Here is a 16,621-nt window from a genome sequence, read left to right as displayed (position 1 = left end):
TTGATTCTGCCTTACGCCGCCCTACCCGGCGTCCGTGGGATCTCCCCGCCGCAGTTCGTGGCCGAGCTCCGCCAGCTCGGCGCCGCCCGCCATCTGGCGGGTCAGCTCGTCCAGGGTGATCTCGTCCGCCCGGTGGCGGCCGGCCATCGTGCCGCGCTTGAGCAGCACGAAGCTGTCCCCCACCAGATGCGCGTGGTGCGGGTTGTGGGTGATCAGGACGACGCCCAGGCCGGCGTCGCGGGCGGCGGCCACGTACCGCAGGACGATCCCGGCCTGCTTGACGCCGAGCGCGGCGGTCGGCTCGTCCAGGACCAGTACGCGGGCACCGAAGTGCACGGCGCGGGCGATGGCCACGCACTGGCGTTCGCCGCCGGACAGGGTGCCGATCGGCTGGTCCACGTCCCGCAGGTCGATGCCCATCTTCGCCAGGGCCGTACGGGTGGTGGCGCGCATGGTGGCCACGTCCAGGCGGCGCAGCGGGCCGCGGCCCCTGACCGGCTCGGAGCCGAGGAAGAAGTTGCGCCAGATGGGCATGAGCGGAACGACGGCGAGGTCCTGGTAGACGGTGGCGATGCCCCGGTCCAGGGCCTCGCGCGGGGAGCCGAGATGCAGCTCCGTGCCGTCGATGCGGTACGCGCCGGCGTCGTGCCGGTGCAGCCCGGAGATGATCTTGATGAGGGTGGACTTGCCGGCCCCGTTGTCGCCCAGGACGCAGCTGACCTCGCCGGCGCCCACCGACAGCGACACCTCGGTCAGCGCCCGGATGTTGCCGTAGAACTTGCTGACCGCTTCCAGCTCCAGCAGTTCGCTCATGGGGTGGCCTCCGCCCGCTTGCGGATCCAGGCGTTCAGCAGCGTGGCCAGCAGCAGCATGGCGCCCAGGAAGAACTTGAACCAGTTGGGATCCCACTGGGCGAAGACGATGCCCTTGTTGGTCATCCCGAAGATGAACGCGCCCACCGCCGCGCCGATCGCCGAGCCGTACCCGCCGGTCAGCAGGCAGCCGCCGATCACGGCCGCCGCGATGTAGATCAGCTCGTTGCCGATGCCCTCGCTGGACTGGATGACGTCGTAGCTGAAGAGCAGATGCTGCCCGGAGATCCAGGCGGCCAGCGCCACCCCGAGGTAGAGGCCGATCTTGGTACGGGTCACGGGGACGCCGACCGCGCGGGCCGCCTCCGGGGCGCCGCCGACCGCGAAGATCCAGTTGCCGGCGCGGGTGCGCAGCAGGATCCAGGTGGCGAGGGCGACCAGGCCCAGCCACCACAGCACGGTGACGTTGACGCTGGCGCCGCCGCCGAGCTCCAGGCGGGCGGCGAAGACGGCGCGGGCGGCGGGGAAGCCGTCCATGTCGCTGATGCTGCGGGTGGTGACCGTGCCGCTCACGACCTTGGTGAGGCCGAGATTGATGCCGGTGAGCATCAGGAAGGTGCCCAGCGTGATGATGAACGAGGGCAGCTTGGTGCGGACCAGCATGAAGCCGTTGAAGAGGCCGACGGCCAGGGTGACCAGGAGGGATACCCCTATCCCTACCCAGACGTTGGCGGTGAGCTGGTAGCTGACCATGGAGGAGACCAGCGCCGAGGAGGTGACCAGCACGCCGGTGGACAGGTCGAACTCGCCGCCGATCATCAGCAGCGCCACCGGGACGGCCATGATGCCGATGGTGGAGGAGGCGTAGACGATCGTGGACAGCGCGCCCAGTTTGAGGAAGCTGTCGGCGACGATCGCGAAGAAGACGAAGAGGGCGGCGGCGCCGATGACGGCGCCCAGCTCGGGGCGGCCCAGCAGCCGGCGCGGCAGCGAGCGGCGGATCAGCCGGCTGTCGGGGGCGACCGGCCCGGGCGCTGTGCTGAGGGTGTCGGTCATCGGGTGCCTCGCTGGGCGTATTCGAGCAGGGCGTCGGCCTCGTTCCGGGTGACGATCTGCGGGCCGGTGAGCACCGGCTTGCCGCCGCCGAGCATGTTGCCGTTGGTGAGGTGGAGCCACAGCAGGTCGACGGACTCGTAGCCCTGGAGGTAGGGCTGCTGGTCGACGGCGAAGGCGATGGAGCCGTCCTGGAGGCCGGCGGCGACCTGGGCGTTGAGGTCGAAGGTGACGGTCTCGGCGTCGCTGCCGGCCTGGCTGGCGGCCTTGGCGGCGATGGGCGCGTAGGGGGCGCCGAGGGTGATCACGGTGTCGATGGAGGGGTCGGCGAGCAGCTGGGCCTCCAGGGTGGATTCCACGGCGGGCATGTTGGTGCCGTCCGCGAAGACGTCCTTCACCTCCCCGTCGAAGGTGTTGCGGACGCCGTCGCAGCGCTGTTCGTGGCCGACGTTGCCCTGCTCGTGGAAAAGGCACACGGCCTTGGTGGCGCCACGGGCGTTCAGTTCCTCGCCGACGGCCTCGCCGGCCAGCACCTCGTCCTGGCCGATGTGGGCGAGCGCGCCGTAGGCGGCGGAGACGTCCTGGCCGGAGTTGACGGTGATCACCGGGATGCCGGCGGCGACGGCGCGGCGGACCACGTCCTGCATGGCCTCGGGCTTGGCGAGGGTGACGATCAGGCCGTCGACGTCCTGGTCGATGGCGGCCTGGACGAGCTGGGCCTGCTGGCCGGCGTCGCTGTCGTGGGAGTAGAGAAAATTGATGTCGTCCTTGGCGGCGGCCTGTTCGGCGCCGCTACGGACGATGTCCCAGTAGGTGTCGCCGTCCCCGGAGTGGGTGACCATGGCCACGGTGTAGCCGTCGCCGCCGGTGCCGGAGCCGCCGGTGCGGGAACCACCGCCACTGCCGTTCCCGGAGCCGGTGTCGCTGCCGGCGCCGCCGGCGGTGGCTTCCGCGCCGGCCGTGGGGTCGGCGTTCTCCGCCCGCCGGCCGCCGGCGGAACTGCATCCGGCCGTGGCCAGCAGAACCGAGGTGAGCAGCAGCGCGGCGGTGGCGGCCCGGCCCGTACCCCTGCCTCGTCGTCGGCTCATCCGCACCTCACCACGCGGCCCCGTCTCCTTCATCGTCTGTTTCATCCGGCATGCGTCCGGCTGAGTGTCCCGGCCAAGTATCCGCCACGCCGTCCGGAACCGGACCAGCGGGATCCCGCCATGCGCATGCCCGCCGTCATCGCGGTGTGGTGTCGCCGGGAAGCAGCCTGGTCACCAGGGTCGCGATCAGCTCCGGCTCGGGGTGGCCGGCGAGCAGTTCGGGGGCGGTCAGCTCGTTGACCATGAGGCCGAACATGGCCAGATACAGCAGGAACACCCCGTCCCGGCCGCCGGGCAGTCCGGCGCCGACGTGGAAATCGGTCAGCTCCCGTACCTCGGCGTCCAGGAACTGCCCCAGCTCGGCGGCCAGCTCGGGGCGGCGGGTGGCCTCAAGGCGCAGTTCCAGCATGGCGAGATGGCTGGCGCGGTCGGCGCGCAGCCGTTCCATGAGCTGACCCATCAGCACGGTGACCAGTTCCCGGGACGGCCCGGCTGCCAGGGTGCGGGCGACCTGTTCGGGGTCGGGGGTGAGGCGCTCCTGGACCCGGACCATGAGCTGGCCCAGCAGCTGGGAGCGGTTGCTGAAGTAGTTGGACGCGGTGCCGGTGGGAACGGCCGCGGCCTTGTCGACGGCGCGCAGGGTCAGGCCGCGGGAACCCTCCGCCGCGAGGACCTCGATGGCGGCGTCGAGCAGCGCGGTGCGGCGGGCGGGGTTCTGGCGCATCCGGATCTCCGATTGACATCACTGCAAGTGCAGTACTACGGTCAAACCACTGCACGCAGAGTACATCAAGCGATCAGGAGCCCTCCTTGCGCCGTCTCACCTACTACGTCGCCGCCACCCTCGATGGCTTCATCGCCGGCCCGAACGGCGAGTACGACTTCTTCCCCTTCGAACCCGATGTCTCCGCGGCGCTGACCGCCGAGTACCCGGAGACCCTCCCGGTCCAGGCACGCGCCGCGCTGAAGCTCACGGACGTGCCGCCCCGGCACTTCGACACGGTGGTGATGGGCCGGGGCACCTACCTGCCCGCCCTCAACGCGGGCATCACCAGCCCCTACCCGCATCTGGAGCAGTACGTCTTCTCCCGCACGGAGACCGGCACCGACCCCTCGGTGCACGTCACCGCCGAGGATCCGGTACGGGTGGTGCGGGAGCTGAAGCGGCGCGAGAGCCCGGACGGCCTCGGCATCTGGCTGTGCGGGGGCGGCACACTGGCCGCCGTACTGCGCGACGAGATCGACGAGCTGATCATCAAGCGCAACCCGATCGTGCTCGGCGCCGGCATCCCGCTCTTCGACGGCCCCTTCGCCCCGTCCCCCTTCACCCCGGTCAGCACCCGCGCCTTCGACTCCGGTGTCAGCGTCACCACGTACACCCGCGCCTGACGCGCCTGACGCGCCTGACGCGGCGGACGCGGGCGGACGCGGCGCTCAGTCCACCCGTGGTTTCCAGCGGACCGGGAGCCGGACCGGACCCCGGATCAGGATGCCCTCGCGCCAGGCGATGGCGGCCGGATGGATGTCCAGGGTGAGGTCGGGGGCCCGCTCCAGCAGCAGGGTGCGCAGCGCGATCCGGGCCTCCAGGCGGGCCAGCGGGGCGCCCAGGCAGTAGTGGATGCCGTGCCCGAAGGCGAGATGGCCACGGGTGTCGCGGCGGATGTCGAAGCGGTCGGGGGCCGGGAAGCGGTCCGGGTCCCGGTCGGCGTCGGCGAGGGCCGGCAGCACCAGCTCGCCGCCGCCCGGAATGACCGTGCCGGCGATCTCGTACGGCTCGCGGGTGAACCGGAAGGTGGGGGTGTTCACCGGGCCGTCGTAGCGCAGGATCTCCTCCACCGCGCCGTCCAGCAGCTCCGGATCCTCGCGCAGCAGGGCGAGCTGATCGGGGTGCTGGAGCAGGGCCAGCACCCCGTTGCTGATCAGGTTGACGGTGGTCTCGTGGCCGGCGACCAGCAGCAGCCAGGCCATGCCGACGAGTTCGGTGGGGGCGAGCCGGTCGCCGTCCTCGTCGGCGGTGTGGATCAGCGCGCTCAGCAGATCCTCGCCCGCCCGGTCGCGCTTGGCGTCGATCAGCTCCTGGAGATAGCCGCTCATCAGCTGGACCGTCTCGTGCCGCTCCTCCTGGTCGAGCGTGGTGCCGAGCACCAGGTTGGACCAGGTGCGGAAGCGCTCCCGGTCCAGGAAGGGCACGCCCAGCAGTTCACATATGACGGTGATGGGAAGCGGGAAGGAGAGCGCGTCCACCAGATCCGTGCCGCCGCCGGGTCCGGCGAGCATGGTGTCGAGCAGTTCATCGGTGATGGCCTGGACGCGCGGCGCCAGGGCCGCCACCCGGCGGGCGGTGAACTCCCGCGTCACCAGGGAGCGCATCCGGGTGTGGTCGGGCGGATCGGCGCCGAGCATGTGGGTGGCCGGGGAGACCCGGCCGCCGTGCAGTCTCGGGTTGGCGTACTGCCACTGCTTGGTGAGCCGGTTGTCGGCGAGCACGGAGCGGACCTGCTGATGCCCGACCACCAGCCAGCCCTCCGCACCGTCGGGGAAGCGCACATGGTGGACCGGGCCGCGCTCGCGCAGCGCGGCGTAGACGGCGTACGGGTCGCGGGTGAAGTCGGCGCCGAACGCCCGCGGATCGGTGAGGTCGATGATGTCGTCCGCTGGGGTCATGTCTGACGACTTCACTGCGCGGTGCGGCGGTAAACCGCGCTTTTTGGCCGAGCGCGGGCGAGGGAGGGAGAGGGAGGGTGACGGCGCCGGGGTGCCGCGCAGATGTGGGGTACGCGGACCCCGGCGCCGTCTGTGGGGGGGCGGTGGTTTCAGGGGTGCGACCGGCTCAGCAGCCGTAGTTGATCAGGCGGAACGAGGCGTAGTGGTCGGCGGTGTAGTAGTCCTCGCGGTAGGAGTTCCCGGTGACGATGCGCCGGGCGCCCCGGGTGCTGCTGCCGGGGGTGATGACCGTGTACTCCTTGTAATACCCACTCGACTTGGCCGGCAGCAGTCCTTCGCGGTTGTAGAAGGTGCTGCCGTCCTGCGAGTACGGGAAGGGCCCGCCGTTCGCGATGAGCCGCAGGGTGTCGTACGCCTGTGAAGGAAGCGCGCTGTAGCAGACATTGCCCACGGCGGTGGGGGCGATGTCGGCGGCGGACACCGTGGACGTGGACGTGGGGGTGGGGGATGCGGTGGCGTTGGCCGTGGCCGCGCCGCCGCCGAGGAGCAGCCCGGTGGCCAGGGCGCCCATGGCGCCGGTCCGGATGACCTTGGAGATGAGGTTCATGCCCATGCCAATAGTTGACGCGCGTAGCGCGACCCGCGTCAACCGCGCCTGCGGTAATTTTCCCAGGAGTTCACAAGCCGGCCGGGCAACTCCACAGCATCTCCCGGTCACGTGAGCGACCCGTACAGACGCAGCCGGGCGATGCCGCCGTCCGGGAAGATGTCGAGCCGGGCGTGAGTGGCCGCCGGGGCGTCGTCGCGCAGTACGAACCGGTGGACGGAGTCCGGCAGCAGCGCGGTGGCGGGCAGCACCTCGTGCCACTCCCCCCGCTCCCCCTCCCGGACCGAAAGCGCGGCCCGGCCCGGGGCGTTGCCCTTGTAGCAGCCGGTGTCGATCTCCACGGCGCGCACCACGGAGCGGCCGGCCAGCCGGTACCGCACCCAGTCGTGCCCGTCGTCGCGGCGCCGCTTCGTCTCCCAGCCCTCGTCCATGGCGCGGGATCGGCCGGGGGTGATGGTGTTCAGCGGCGAGGAGTAGAAGCGGTCGGAGGCGTCCTCGGCGAAGCCGCCGTTCTCCAGCGCGAGCAGGTCGAAGGTGCCGAGCGCGGCCAGCCACGCCGGGTCGGGCCGTACCTCCCCGTACACCCGCAGCCGCGCGATGCCGCCGTCCGGATACTGCCGCAGCCGCAGATGGGTGAAGCGGCGGCGGGCGGGGGCCGGGACCTCGAAGACGTTGGCGGCGTGACCGCCCACCTCGGTGCGCGGTACCAGTTCGGTCCACACGGTGCCGGGGCCCAGCAGGGCGGCGGCGTCCGGATGGCCCTCGACGGCCGTCGCCGCCACGCTCACGGCCCGCGGGTGGTTCCCGCGGAAGTGCGCGGTGTCCACCAGCAGACCGTGTACGACGCCGGGCGCGCCGAGCCGGACGAGCGCCCAGTCGTGATCGCCGGGGGCGGCGCGGCGGCGCCGGGACTCCCAGCCGTCCATGATCTTGCCCCGGGTGCCGAACGCCGCCGGGTCGAAGTGGGCGCGGCCCGGGGCGAGCAGATGGTCGCGTTCGGCGAAGTACTCGTCGGAGGCCGCCAGTACGGTGCCGCCGATGCGCCGGTCGGCCAGATCGGCGAGCGCGGTGCAGGGGAACGCGGTCAGGTCAGGGGTGCGGTAGTCGGCGTACGGGTCGCCGCCGGGGTACGGGGCGGCCGGGCCGGTGAAGTGGGTGGTGCTCAAGGGTTGCTGCTCCTTACGGGGGTCGCGGCCGGCTCGTGCGGGCCGCGTTCGATGAGCCGCCCGGTCCTGGCCAGTACCCGGCCGCGCACGGCGATGAGTTCGCCGCGCAGCCAGGTCTCGCGCACCACCCCGCGCAGGGTGCGGCCGGCGTAGGCGGTGACCGGGTTGCGGTGGTGCAGGGCGGCCGGGTCGACGGTGAAGGCGGCCTCCGGGTCGAGCACGGTGAGGTCGGCGTCCAGGCCGGGGGCGATGGCTCCCTTGCGGTGGCCGAGCCCGGCGAGGGCGGCGGGTGCGGCGCCCATCCAGCGGGCGACGTCGGCGAGGTCGTGGCCGCGGTCCCGGGCGGCGGTCCACACGGCGGGCAGAGTGAGCTGGAGCGAGGAGATCCCGCCCCAGGCGGCGCCGAAGTCGGGCACCTTGAGGTCGGCGGTGGAGGGGGAGTGGTCGGAGACGACGGCGTCGATGGTGCCTGCGGCGAGGGCCGCCCACAGCGCGTCCTGGTTGGCGGTGTCCCGGATCGGCGGGCAGCACTTGAACTCGGTGGCGCCGTCCGGGATCTCCTCGGCGGTGAGGGTGAGGAAGTGCGGGCAGGTCTCGACCGTGACCCGCACCCCCTCGGCGCGGGCGGCGGCGATGGCGGGCAGGGCGGTCGCGGCGGACAGATGCAGGATGTGGACGCGGGCGCGGTACCGCCGGGCGAGGGTCAGCAGCCGTTCGATCGCGGCGTGTTCGGCGGCGGGCGGGCGGGAGGCGAGGAAGTCGGCGTACCGGTGGCTGCCGTGGGGGTCGGGGGCGGCGGCGAGGTGGTGCGGGTCCTCGGCGTGCACGATGAGCAGCGCGCCGAGGGCGGCGGTCTCCCGTACGGCGCTCTCCAGCCCTGCGGGGTCCAGGTGCGGGAACTCCTCGACGCCGGAGGGCGACAGGAAGCACTTGAACCCGAACACCCCGGCGGCGTGCAGCGGCGCCAGCCGGCCGAGGTTGCCGGGCACGGCCCCGCCCCAGAACCCGACATCGACATGGGCCTGTTCGCGGGCGGTGGCGCGTTTGACGGTGAGCGCGGCCGGGTCGGTGGTGGGCGGCAGGCTGTTGAGCGGCATGTCGAGGAGGGTGGTGATGCCGCCGGCGGCGGCGGCCGAGGTGGCGGTGGTGAAGCCTTCCCAGGCGCTGCGGCCGGGGTCGTTGACATGGACGTGGGTGTCCACCAGGCCGGGCAGCAGGGCGGCGTCACCGTAGTCACGCAGGACGGCGCGGGGGTCGAGGGGGGCGGCGTGGTCGTGTACGGCCCGGATCCGCCCGCCGGCCACGTCGACGGCGGCGGGCCGTACGCCGTCCGGCAGCACGACCCGGGTGGAACGCAGCACCACACCTGGCACACCTGACACATCCGGCACATCTGATACAGCGGACAAGGGGCGCCCCTTCGTCGTGGCTGCTTCAACGCTTTGTTGAACAGATCTTCGGCGGGCCCGGGCGGCGCGTCAAGGACGGGTAGGCTGCGGCTATCGGCTGGGAAAGGAACGCGACGTGCCGCCGTCCGATGTGCGCAAGCCCTCCGCCAACGGTGGCGGGGTCCAGTCCCTCGAACGGGCTTTCGGTCTGCTGGAGCACATGGCGGACGCGGGGGGCGAGATCGGACTGAGCGAGCTGGCCACCACCAGCGGGCTGCCGCTGCCGACCATCCACCGCCTCATGCGGACCCTGGTGAGCTGCGGATATGTGCGGCAGCAGGCCAATCGCCGGTACGCGCTCGGCCCGCGGCTGATCCGGCTGGGCGAGAGCGCGGCCCGCCCGCTGGCGACCTGGGCGCGCCCGCAGCTGGCGCGGCTGGTGGAGGAGACCGGCGAGACGGCGAACATGGCGCTGCTGGACGGCGACGAGGTCGTGTACGTGGCGCAGGTGCCCTCGCGGCACTCGATGCGGATGTTCACGGAGGTGGGCCGCCGGGTGCTGCCGCACACCACCGGGGTGGGCAAGGCGCTGCTGGCGGAGCTGCCGGAGGAGCAGGTACGGGCGCTGCTGGCGCGCACCGGGATGCCGGCCTCGACGGACCGGACGATCACCACGCCCGAGGCGTTCGTGCGGGCGCTGGCCACGGTGCGCGAGCGGGGCTACGCGGTGGACGACAACGAGCAGGAGATAGGCGTGCGCTGCATCGCGGTGCGGGTCCCGGACTCCCCCACGGCCACCGCGATCTCCGTCTCCGGCCCGGCGGGGAGGGTGACGGAGCACGCGACGGAACGCTTCGCCCCGATCCTGCGGGCGGTGGCATCGGACCTGTCGGCGGCGCTGGCCGGTCCGTAAACCGGTAGATCGGGATGACCCGATCGGCTGACAAAAATCCGCAGTATCGATTCGCCGCATCCCCCCGCCCCTAGCGTTCGGATGGGTCGCTTGCCCGCGACCGACAGAACATCCACACTACGGAGGAGGTGCCCCGTGACGACCGCTCTCGCTTGTGAGGTCCCCATGAACTCTCCCGATGAGGACTTCGACGAGACTCTGTGGCAGGCGTGGAATTCCCTGGAACTCCCGGAGGGCTACCGCGCCGAGATCATCGAGGGGACCATCGAGGTGTCACCCGCCGGCAGCGTCGACCATGGCGAAGTCATCAACAAGGTGCGGGACGCGCTCGCCCCCTATCTGGCGGAAGCGGGATTCCGCGTCCGAAACGACATGAACGTCATCCATCAGGGAAGTCAGTGGATTCCTGATCTCTTCGTCGCGCCACGGGCGATCGCCCAGTACAAGACGAAAGGTGGCGCCTCGCTGCTCGCCGAATGCGTCGAACTCGTCGTCGAAGTGGTCTCACCCGGTCATGACGGCATCAGCCGCGACCGTACGCGAAAGCGCCGTGGTTACGCCCGGGCCGGAATCCCGGTGTATGTCATCATCGACGGTCATGACGAGGACGGTGTGGTGACCATCCTCAGCGATCCCAAGCCCACCGAGGGCCTGTACACCGACGAATTGCGGGTTCCCTTCGGCACCGATGCCGTGATTCCGGCGGGCCCGGCGAAGGGGTTCGCGATCACCGAGTCCTTCACCAGCCCGGCTGAATGAACCTCCCCCGCCCGGCGCTCCGCATCGCTGTCGCGCATGACTGACGTCGTCGGGGTGTTGCTCGCCGCCGGTGAGGGGCGGCGGATGGGTGGGGGTGGGAAGGCGCTGCTCCGGCTCGGGGGGCGGCCGCTGGTGGAGCACGGGGTACGCGCCCTGTGGGACGGCGGGTGCGGGCGGGTCGTGGTGGTGCTGGGGGCGCGGAGCGCCGAGGTGCGGCGGCTGACCGCGCTGCGCGGCTGTCTCCTGGTCGACAATCCGGCGTGGGAGTCGGGGATGGGCTCCTCGCTGCGGGCCGCTCTGGACGCCGTCGGCTCCGTGGGCGGCGACGCCGCCCTGATCACGCTCGTGGATCAGCCGGGCATCGGCGCCGCGGCCGTCGCGCGGGTACGGGCGGCGCATCGGTCCGCCGCCTCCCTCGCCGCCGCCGCCTACGACGGCCGGCGCGGGCATCCGGTGCTCATCGGCGCCGGGCACTTCACCGGGGTACGGGCCACCGCGCACGGCGATCGGGGGGCGCGGGAGTATCTGCGGGCGCAGGCGGCCGGCCTGGTGCTCGTCGAGTGCGGAGACATCGCCGATCCCGCCGACATCGACACCCCGCAGGACCTCGCCGCGTTCGACCCACCGCATTGAGGTTCCGCGATGAGGAAACTAGTATCCATTTCTGATGCTGGTTTCTCGTCTCGCGAAGGAGTGAGTGCCATGGCCGTCACGGCTGTTGTGGACCGGCAGGAGGAGGTGCTGACCGGCGAAGCCCTGGCGTTCCTCACCGAGCTGCACCGGCGGTTCACCCCCCGGCGGGACGAACTGCTCGCCGCGCGGGCCGAGCGGCGGGAGGAGATCGCCCGTACCGGCACGCTCGACTTCCTGCCGGAGACCGCCCACATCCGGCAGGGCGACTGGCAGGTCGCGCCCGCCCCCCAGGCGCTGCTGGACCGGCGGGTGGAGATCACCGGGCCCACCGACCGCAAGATGACCATCAACGCCCTCAACTCCGGCGCGAAGATCTGGCTCGCCGACTTCGAGGACGCCTCCTCCCCCACCTGGGCCAATGTGATCGGCGGTCAGCTCAGCCTCGCCGACGCCTACCGCCGACGCATCGACTTCACCGACGAGCGCGGCAAGCGTTACGCCCTGCGCCCCGAGGAGGAGCTGGCCACCGTCGTGGCCCGGCCGCGCGGCTGGCATCTGGACGAACGCCACCTCGTCCTCGACGGCCGTCCCGTCCCCGGCGCGCTCGTCGACTTCGGGCTGTACTTCTTCCACAACGCCGAACTGCTCCTCGAACTCGGCAAGGGCCCGTACTTCTACCTCCCCAAGCTGGAATCGCACCGCGAGGCGCGGCTGTGGGACGACGTGTTCACCTTCGCCGAGGAGTACATCGGCATCGACCACGGCTCGATCCGCGCCACCGTCCTCATCGAGACGATCACCGCCGCCTTCGAGATGGAGGAGATCCTCTACGAGCTGCGCGCCCACGCCGCCGGCCTCAACGCCGGTCGCTGGGACTATCTCTTCTCCCTCATCAAGAACTTCCGGGACGCGGGAGCGGCGTTCGTGCTGCCCGACCGCAACGCCGTGACGATGACCGCCCCCTTCATGCGCGCCTACACCGAACTGCTGGTGCGCACCTGTCATCTGCGCGGCGCGCACGCCATCGGCGGCATGGCCGCGTTCATCCCGGCCAAGGACGCCGAGGCCAACGCCGTCGCCTTCGAGAAGGTCAAGGGCGACAAGGACCGGGAGGCCGCCGACGGCTTCGACGGCTCCTGGGTGGCCCACCCCGGTCTGGTGCCGGTGGCCCGGGCGTCCTTCGACGCCGTGCTCGGCGACCGGCCGCACCAGAAGGACCGGCTGCGCGAGGACGTCAAGGTCACGGCGGCCGATCTGCTGGACATCGGCTCGCTCGACGCCCGCCCCACCGAGGCGGGGGTGCGCAACGCGGTGCAGGTGGGCACCCGTTACCTCCAGGCGTGGCTGGCCGGCCGCGGCGCGGTCGCCGTCTTCCACCTCATGGAGGACGTCGCCACCGCCGAGATCTCCCGCTCCCAGCTGTGGCAGTGGATCAACGCGGGCGTCGAGCTGGCGGGCGGGCAGCGGGTCACCCGCGCGTATGTGCGAACCGTGGCCGGGGAGGAACTGGCCGCCATCCGGGAGGAGGTGGGCGAGGCCGCCTTCGCGGCGGACGGCTGGCAGCGGGCCTTCGACCTGCTGCTGCGCATCGCCCTCGACGAGGAGTACGTCGACTTCCTGACCCTCCCGGCGTACGAGCTGCTCGACTGAGGCCGCTGTTACCGGGGTTGCCGGGCGGGTACGAACGAGATCATGCGTATCCATGTTCCGCTCGCCTCGTTACTGGCGCTCGCGCTGACCGCCCTGCTGACCGTCACGGCCGCCACCCCGGCGGCCGGGGCGGCGGCCGTGGGGTCGTACACCGTGTTCAACATGCCGGCCGACGGGCAGCCCGACCACACCATCGAGAACCATCTGGTCGAGCTGATCGACGGCGCCCCGGCCGGGTCGGCGATCCACGGGGCGATGTACACCTGGACCCGTACCCCGGTCGCCGACGCGCTGGCCCGCGCCCAGGCGCGCGGCGTCAGTGTGTCGCTCGCGGTGGACAAGGAGGGCGAGGGCGGCAGCAACTCCAACCCGGCGAACGCCGCCATCAGCACCCTCAAGAGCGCCGGTCTCACCCGGCTGGTGCTGTGCGGCAACAGCGGCGTCGGCAACTCCTCCTGCATCGCCAACCGCTCCAACTCGATCAATCACAACAAATTCTTCACCTTCTCCGCCACCGGCGGCATGTCCCAGGTGGTGTTCGTCAGCTCCGCCAACCTCACCAACCCGCAGCTGCGGCTGTTCAACAACGCCGTGGTGATCCACGGGGACGCCGAGCTGCGCGCCGCGTTCCTGCGGCACATGACCAATCTGCTCAACCAGCGGCGGAACAACAACTACTACACCTCGGCGGACGGCTACTTCGCCTCCCCGGTGAGTGACATCCGGGTCTTCTTCCCGCCGCGCGCCGACTCCTCGGGCGGCACCGGTGCCGAGGCGTCCACCGACCTGGTCGTCGGCCGGCTGAGCTACATCACCCGCTATCAGGCGGGCTGCGCGGTGGACGTGGCACACGCCCAGTTCACCGGGCCGCGCGCCCCGGTGGCCGACGAGCTGATCCGGATCGCCGGGCTGGGCTGCCGGGTACGGGTGGTCGGCGGCGACAACATGACCGACTACATCCGCGACCGGCTGGCCGGGCACCCCAACATCACGGTGCGCCGGCTCGACAGCCTGCACTCCAAGTACATCGTCTACACCGGCAACTACAACGGCACCGCCGGCCGGTCCCTGGTGTTCACCGGCTCGCACAATCTCACCGGGCCCTCGCTGCGCGCGCACGACGAGACGATGATCCGGGTCGAGCTGCCCGGGATCGCCGACAGCTACCGGAGCAACTTCTCCCAGCTGTGGTCCCGGGCCGGGTAGGGCGCCGGGTCAGCCGACCGTCACCGGGTGCCGGACCACCGCGTCGAAGAGATAGCCCTGGGTGTTGTGCGGGGTGCGGTCCGGCTGGCGGCTGCCGTCCAGTTCGGTGGCCCTGGCCAGCAGTTCGGTGCGGCCCGGGGTGCGCGGGGTCCAGTGCAGGGACCAGCGCACCCAGCCGGCGCGGCGGGGTGCGTCGTGCACCGTGGCGGGGCGCCAGCCGGCGCCGCCGTCGACGCTCACCTCCACCGAGCGCACCCCGCGCCCGCCCGACCAGGAGCGGCCGGTGAGCAGGTGGGGGCGGCCGGCGGCCAGCGGTGCGTCCCAGGGCAGTTCGAAGGCGCTCTTGAGGGTCTGCCGGGTCAGCGGGGCGCTGCCCTCCGGTGGGTGATGGGGGCTGAAGAGGCGGTAGAGGTCGGTGTTCCACGGGGAGTACAGCGGGGTCGTCGACACCTCGATGTCGCCCAGCCACTTGATGGAGGCGATGCCGATCCAGGACGGCACCAGCAGCCGTACGGGGTGGCCGTGGTCGGGCGGCAGCGGCGCGCCGTTCATCTCGTACGCCAGCAGTACGTCCTCCAGCGCCTTGGCGAGGGGCAGCGGGCGGCGCACCCGGCCCAGGTTGACACCGCCGGAGAAGAACTCGTCGTCCAGGCCGCGCGGCTGGATGTCCACGGCGTGCGGGGACAGGCCGGCCAGCCGCAGCACCCGCCCCAGCCGGACGCCGCGCCAGCGGGCCATGCCGATGGCGCCCAGCGACCAGGCGGTGCCGGAGACGGTCTCGCCCTGCTGGCGCTGGAAGAAGCTGCGCCCGTTGCCGGCGCATTCGACGAAGGCGGAGTGTTCGGTGGCGGGCAGCGCGCGCAGGTCGGCCAGCGAGAACGCGGCGCCGCGCGGGTCGCGCAGTCCGTCGCCCCAGATCCGCAGCCGCCAGTTGTCGGCGTCGAGGGTGGGGGTGACGGTGTGGTTGCGGACGAAGAACAGGTCGTTGGGGGTGTGGTAGCCGGTGCCGCGCAGCGCCGACCAGTGCGTTTCGGCGTTGGTGCCGTGCACGGTGAACCGGTCCCCGGGCAGGGGTTTGACGATCCCCGCCGCTGCCGTCGTGGCGGACGCCCGGGCCGGCCGTGCCGTGGCGCCCGCCGTCGCCGCCGTGATCCCGGCCGCCGCCAGCAGCCGCAGCAGATCGCGCCGTTCGATGCCGTCGGCCCGTGCCGTACCGGCCAGCCACTGGCGCAGCCGCCCGCGGTCGTACGCCCGCTCGTCGTTCGTCATGGCACCGATCCTGGCGGCGGGCCATCCGCAAGACCATGGACGGGCTATGAACAATCCGTCAAGCGGCGCGCTTCGGCGCGGGCGGTGCGGGCGATCTCGTGTTCGTCGGCAGTCAGCAGCCGCCCGTGTTCCACCACCGGCCGGCCGCCGACGAGCGAGAGGGTGACGGGGGCGGGCGGGCCGAGCACGAGCGCGGCGACCGGGTCGGCGATGGTGGAGTGGCCGAGCCCGTCCAGCTGCCACAGCACCACGTCCGCGAGCTTGCCCGGCTCCAGGGAGCCGGTCCCGTCGGCGCGGCCGAGCACCTGGGCGCCGCCGTGGGTGGCGAGCCGCAGCGCCTGGCGGGCGGTCAGGGCGGCCTCGCGGTGCGGACCGAGGCGGTTGATGAGCAGGGCGTTGCGCAGTTCGGTGTGGAGTTCGCCGGATTCGTTGGACGCGGTGCCGTCCACTCCGAGGCCGACCGGGACGCCGGCTGCCAGCAGGTCGGGGACCCGGGCGATGCCGGCGGCGAGCCGGGCGTTGGAGGAGGGGCAGTGGGCCACGCCGGTGCCGGTGCGGGCGAAGGCCGCCACGTCGGCGTCGGTCATGTGGACGCAGTGCGCCATCCACACATCGTCGCCGAGCCAGCCGGTGGACTCGAAGTAGTCGGTGGGCCCCATGCCGAACAGGTGGTGGCAGAACTGCTCCTCCTCCACGGTCTCCGAGCCGTGGGTGTGCAGCCGTACGCCCTTGCGGCGGGCGAGTCCGGCGGCCTGCCGCATGAGTTCGGTGGAGACCGAGAACGGCGAGCAGGGTGCGACGGCGATGCGCAGCATCGAGGAGAAGCCGGGGTCGTGGTGGGTGTCGATGGCGGCTTCGGTGGCGGCGAGCGCGTCGTCCGTGGTCTCGACGGCGAAGTCGGGGGGCAGTCCGCCGTCGGAGGCGCCGCGGTCCATCGAGCCGCGGGTGGCGGTGAACCGTACGCCGATCTCCCGGGCGGCGGCGATCTCGGCGCCGAGCAGGTCGCCGGCGCCGCGCGGGAAGACGTAGTGGTGGTCCATGGCGCTGGTGACGCCGCCCCTGACCATCATGGCGAGCGAGGCGCGGGCGGCGGTGTGCACCATGCGCTCGTCTATCCGTGACCACATCGGATAGAGCGTGACCAGCCAGTCAAAGAGATTGGCGTTCTGTGCCAGCCCACGGGTCAGCCATTGATAGAAGTGGTGATGGGTGTTGATCAGTCCGGGGGTGGCGAGCGCCCCGGAGGCGTCGATGCGGCGTACGGCGTCCCCGTCGTCCGGCAGTTCGCGGGGGGCGGGTCCTGGGCCGACCGCCGCGATCCGGTCGCCGGCGATCACCAGATGACCATCGGCGTACTCGGTGCCGGCCGCGTCCACGGTGGCGATGGCGCAGTGCTCGATGACGAGGGTCATG

The 16,621-nt window shown here is 71.9% G+C and carries 16 protein-coding genes; 6 read left to right on the top strand and 10 right to left on the bottom strand.

Features of this window, described 5'->3' with window-relative positions:
• Positions 1-21: 21 nt before the first annotated feature.
• The 4 genes from AC5WRL_RS12510 to AC5WRL_RS12495 form a co-directional block, all read right to left on the bottom strand.
• On the bottom strand, positions 22-813 hold the full coding sequence (locus AC5WRL_RS12510) for an ATP-binding cassette domain-containing protein (protein WP_496088520.1): 792 nt from the start codon (positions 811-813) through the stop codon (positions 22-24).
• Positions 810-1,868 (bottom strand): ABC transporter permease, encoded by a 1,059-nt coding sequence (locus tag AC5WRL_RS12505; protein ID WP_496088519.1) that lies wholly within the window; start codon positions 1,866-1,868, stop codon positions 810-812. Before AC5WRL_RS12505 ends, AC5WRL_RS12510 begins: the two co-directional genes overlap by 4 nt.
• Positions 1,865-2,953 carry a sugar ABC transporter substrate-binding protein gene (locus AC5WRL_RS12500; protein WP_496088518.1) on the bottom strand — a complete coding sequence of 363 codons (1,089 nt, stop codon included), beginning with the start codon at positions 2,951-2,953 and terminating at the stop codon, positions 1,865-1,867. The genes AC5WRL_RS12505 and AC5WRL_RS12500 overlap by 4 nt, the downstream gene beginning before the upstream one ends.
• A gap of 136 nt (positions 2,954-3,089) precedes the next feature.
• Positions 3,090-3,677, bottom strand: a complete 588-nt coding sequence (locus tag AC5WRL_RS12495; protein WP_496088517.1) for a TetR/AcrR family transcriptional regulator — start codon at positions 3,675-3,677, stop codon at positions 3,090-3,092.
• Positions 3,678-3,763: 86 nt separating this feature from the next.
• On the opposite strand from AC5WRL_RS12495, the gene AC5WRL_RS12490 reads away from it, so the two are divergent.
• Entirely contained in the window at positions 3,764-4,342 is a 579-nt protein-coding gene (locus AC5WRL_RS12490; protein WP_496088516.1) for a dihydrofolate reductase family protein, read from the top strand.
• Between the two features lie 45 nt (positions 4,343-4,387).
• On the opposite strand, the gene AC5WRL_RS12485 is transcribed toward AC5WRL_RS12490, so the two are convergent.
• From AC5WRL_RS12485 to allB, 4 genes are all read right to left on the bottom strand, one after another.
• Entirely contained in the window at positions 4,388-5,617 is a 1,230-nt protein-coding gene (locus AC5WRL_RS12485; protein ID WP_496088515.1) for a cytochrome P450 family protein, read from the bottom strand.
• 166 nt (positions 5,618-5,783) lie between these two features.
• Entirely contained in the window at positions 5,784-6,224 is a 441-nt protein-coding gene (locus tag AC5WRL_RS12480) for a guanyl-specific ribonuclease (RefSeq protein WP_496088820.1), read from the bottom strand.
• A gap of 107 nt (positions 6,225-6,331) precedes the next feature.
• The gene (gene alc / locus AC5WRL_RS12475; protein WP_496088514.1) at positions 6,332-7,390 is read right to left on the bottom strand and encodes an allantoicase; all 1,059 of its coding nucleotides are present in this window, start codon (positions 7,388-7,390) and stop codon (positions 6,332-6,334) included.
• Complete coding sequence (gene allB, locus AC5WRL_RS12470) at positions 7,387-8,763, bottom strand: allantoinase AllB (RefSeq protein ID WP_496088819.1); 1,377 nt, start codon at positions 8,761-8,763, stop codon at positions 7,387-7,389. The genes alc and allB overlap by 4 nt, the downstream gene beginning before the upstream one ends.
• Positions 8,764-8,914: 151 nt before the next feature.
• On the opposite strand from allB, the gene AC5WRL_RS12465 reads away from it, so the two are divergent.
• The 5 genes from AC5WRL_RS12465 to AC5WRL_RS12445 all read left to right on the top strand — a co-directional run bounded on the left by AC5WRL_RS12465 (position 8,915) and on the right by AC5WRL_RS12445 (position 13,939).
• Positions 8,915-9,691, top strand: coding sequence for an IclR family transcriptional regulator (locus AC5WRL_RS12465; protein WP_496088513.1), 777 nt, complete (start codon positions 8,915-8,917; stop codon positions 9,689-9,691).
• A 165-nt stretch (positions 9,692-9,856) separates the two neighbouring features.
• Positions 9,857-10,450, top strand: a complete 594-nt coding sequence (locus tag AC5WRL_RS12460; protein ID WP_496088512.1) for a Uma2 family endonuclease — start codon at positions 9,857-9,859, stop codon at positions 10,448-10,450.
• Positions 10,451-10,486: 36 nt separating this feature from the next.
• Complete coding sequence (locus AC5WRL_RS12455; protein ID WP_496088511.1) at positions 10,487-11,083, top strand: nucleotidyltransferase family protein; 597 nt, start codon at positions 10,487-10,489, stop codon at positions 11,081-11,083.
• A gap of 69 nt (positions 11,084-11,152) precedes the next feature.
• Positions 11,153-12,733 carry a malate synthase A gene (gene aceB / locus AC5WRL_RS12450; RefSeq protein ID WP_496088510.1) on the top strand — a complete coding sequence of 527 codons (1,581 nt, stop codon included), beginning with the start codon at positions 11,153-11,155 and terminating at the stop codon, positions 12,731-12,733.
• Positions 12,734-12,775: 42 nt separating this feature from the next.
• Entirely contained in the window at positions 12,776-13,939 is a 1,164-nt protein-coding gene (locus AC5WRL_RS12445) for a phospholipase D-like domain-containing protein (RefSeq protein WP_496088509.1), read from the top strand.
• Between the two features lie 9 nt (positions 13,940-13,948).
• On the opposite strand, the gene AC5WRL_RS12440 is transcribed toward AC5WRL_RS12445, so the two are convergent.
• Together AC5WRL_RS12440 and AC5WRL_RS12435 are read right to left on the bottom strand one after the other, a co-directional pair.
• A complete protein-coding gene (locus AC5WRL_RS12440; RefSeq protein ID WP_496088508.1) occupies positions 13,949-15,208 on the bottom strand; it encodes a sulfite oxidase in 1,260 nt (419 codons plus the stop codon).
• 44 nt (positions 15,209-15,252) lie between these two features.
• The gene (locus tag AC5WRL_RS12435) at positions 15,253-16,620 is read right to left on the bottom strand and encodes an 8-oxoguanine deaminase (protein WP_496088507.1); all 1,368 of its coding nucleotides are present in this window, start codon (positions 16,618-16,620) and stop codon (positions 15,253-15,255) included.
• Position 16,621: the final 1 nt, after the last annotated feature.

It is taken from the genome of Streptomyces sp. NTD107 (assembly GCF_059510435.1).
The sequence above is the reverse complement of the archived record's forward strand: the minus strand, read 5'-3'. Positions and strand labels throughout refer to the sequence as shown.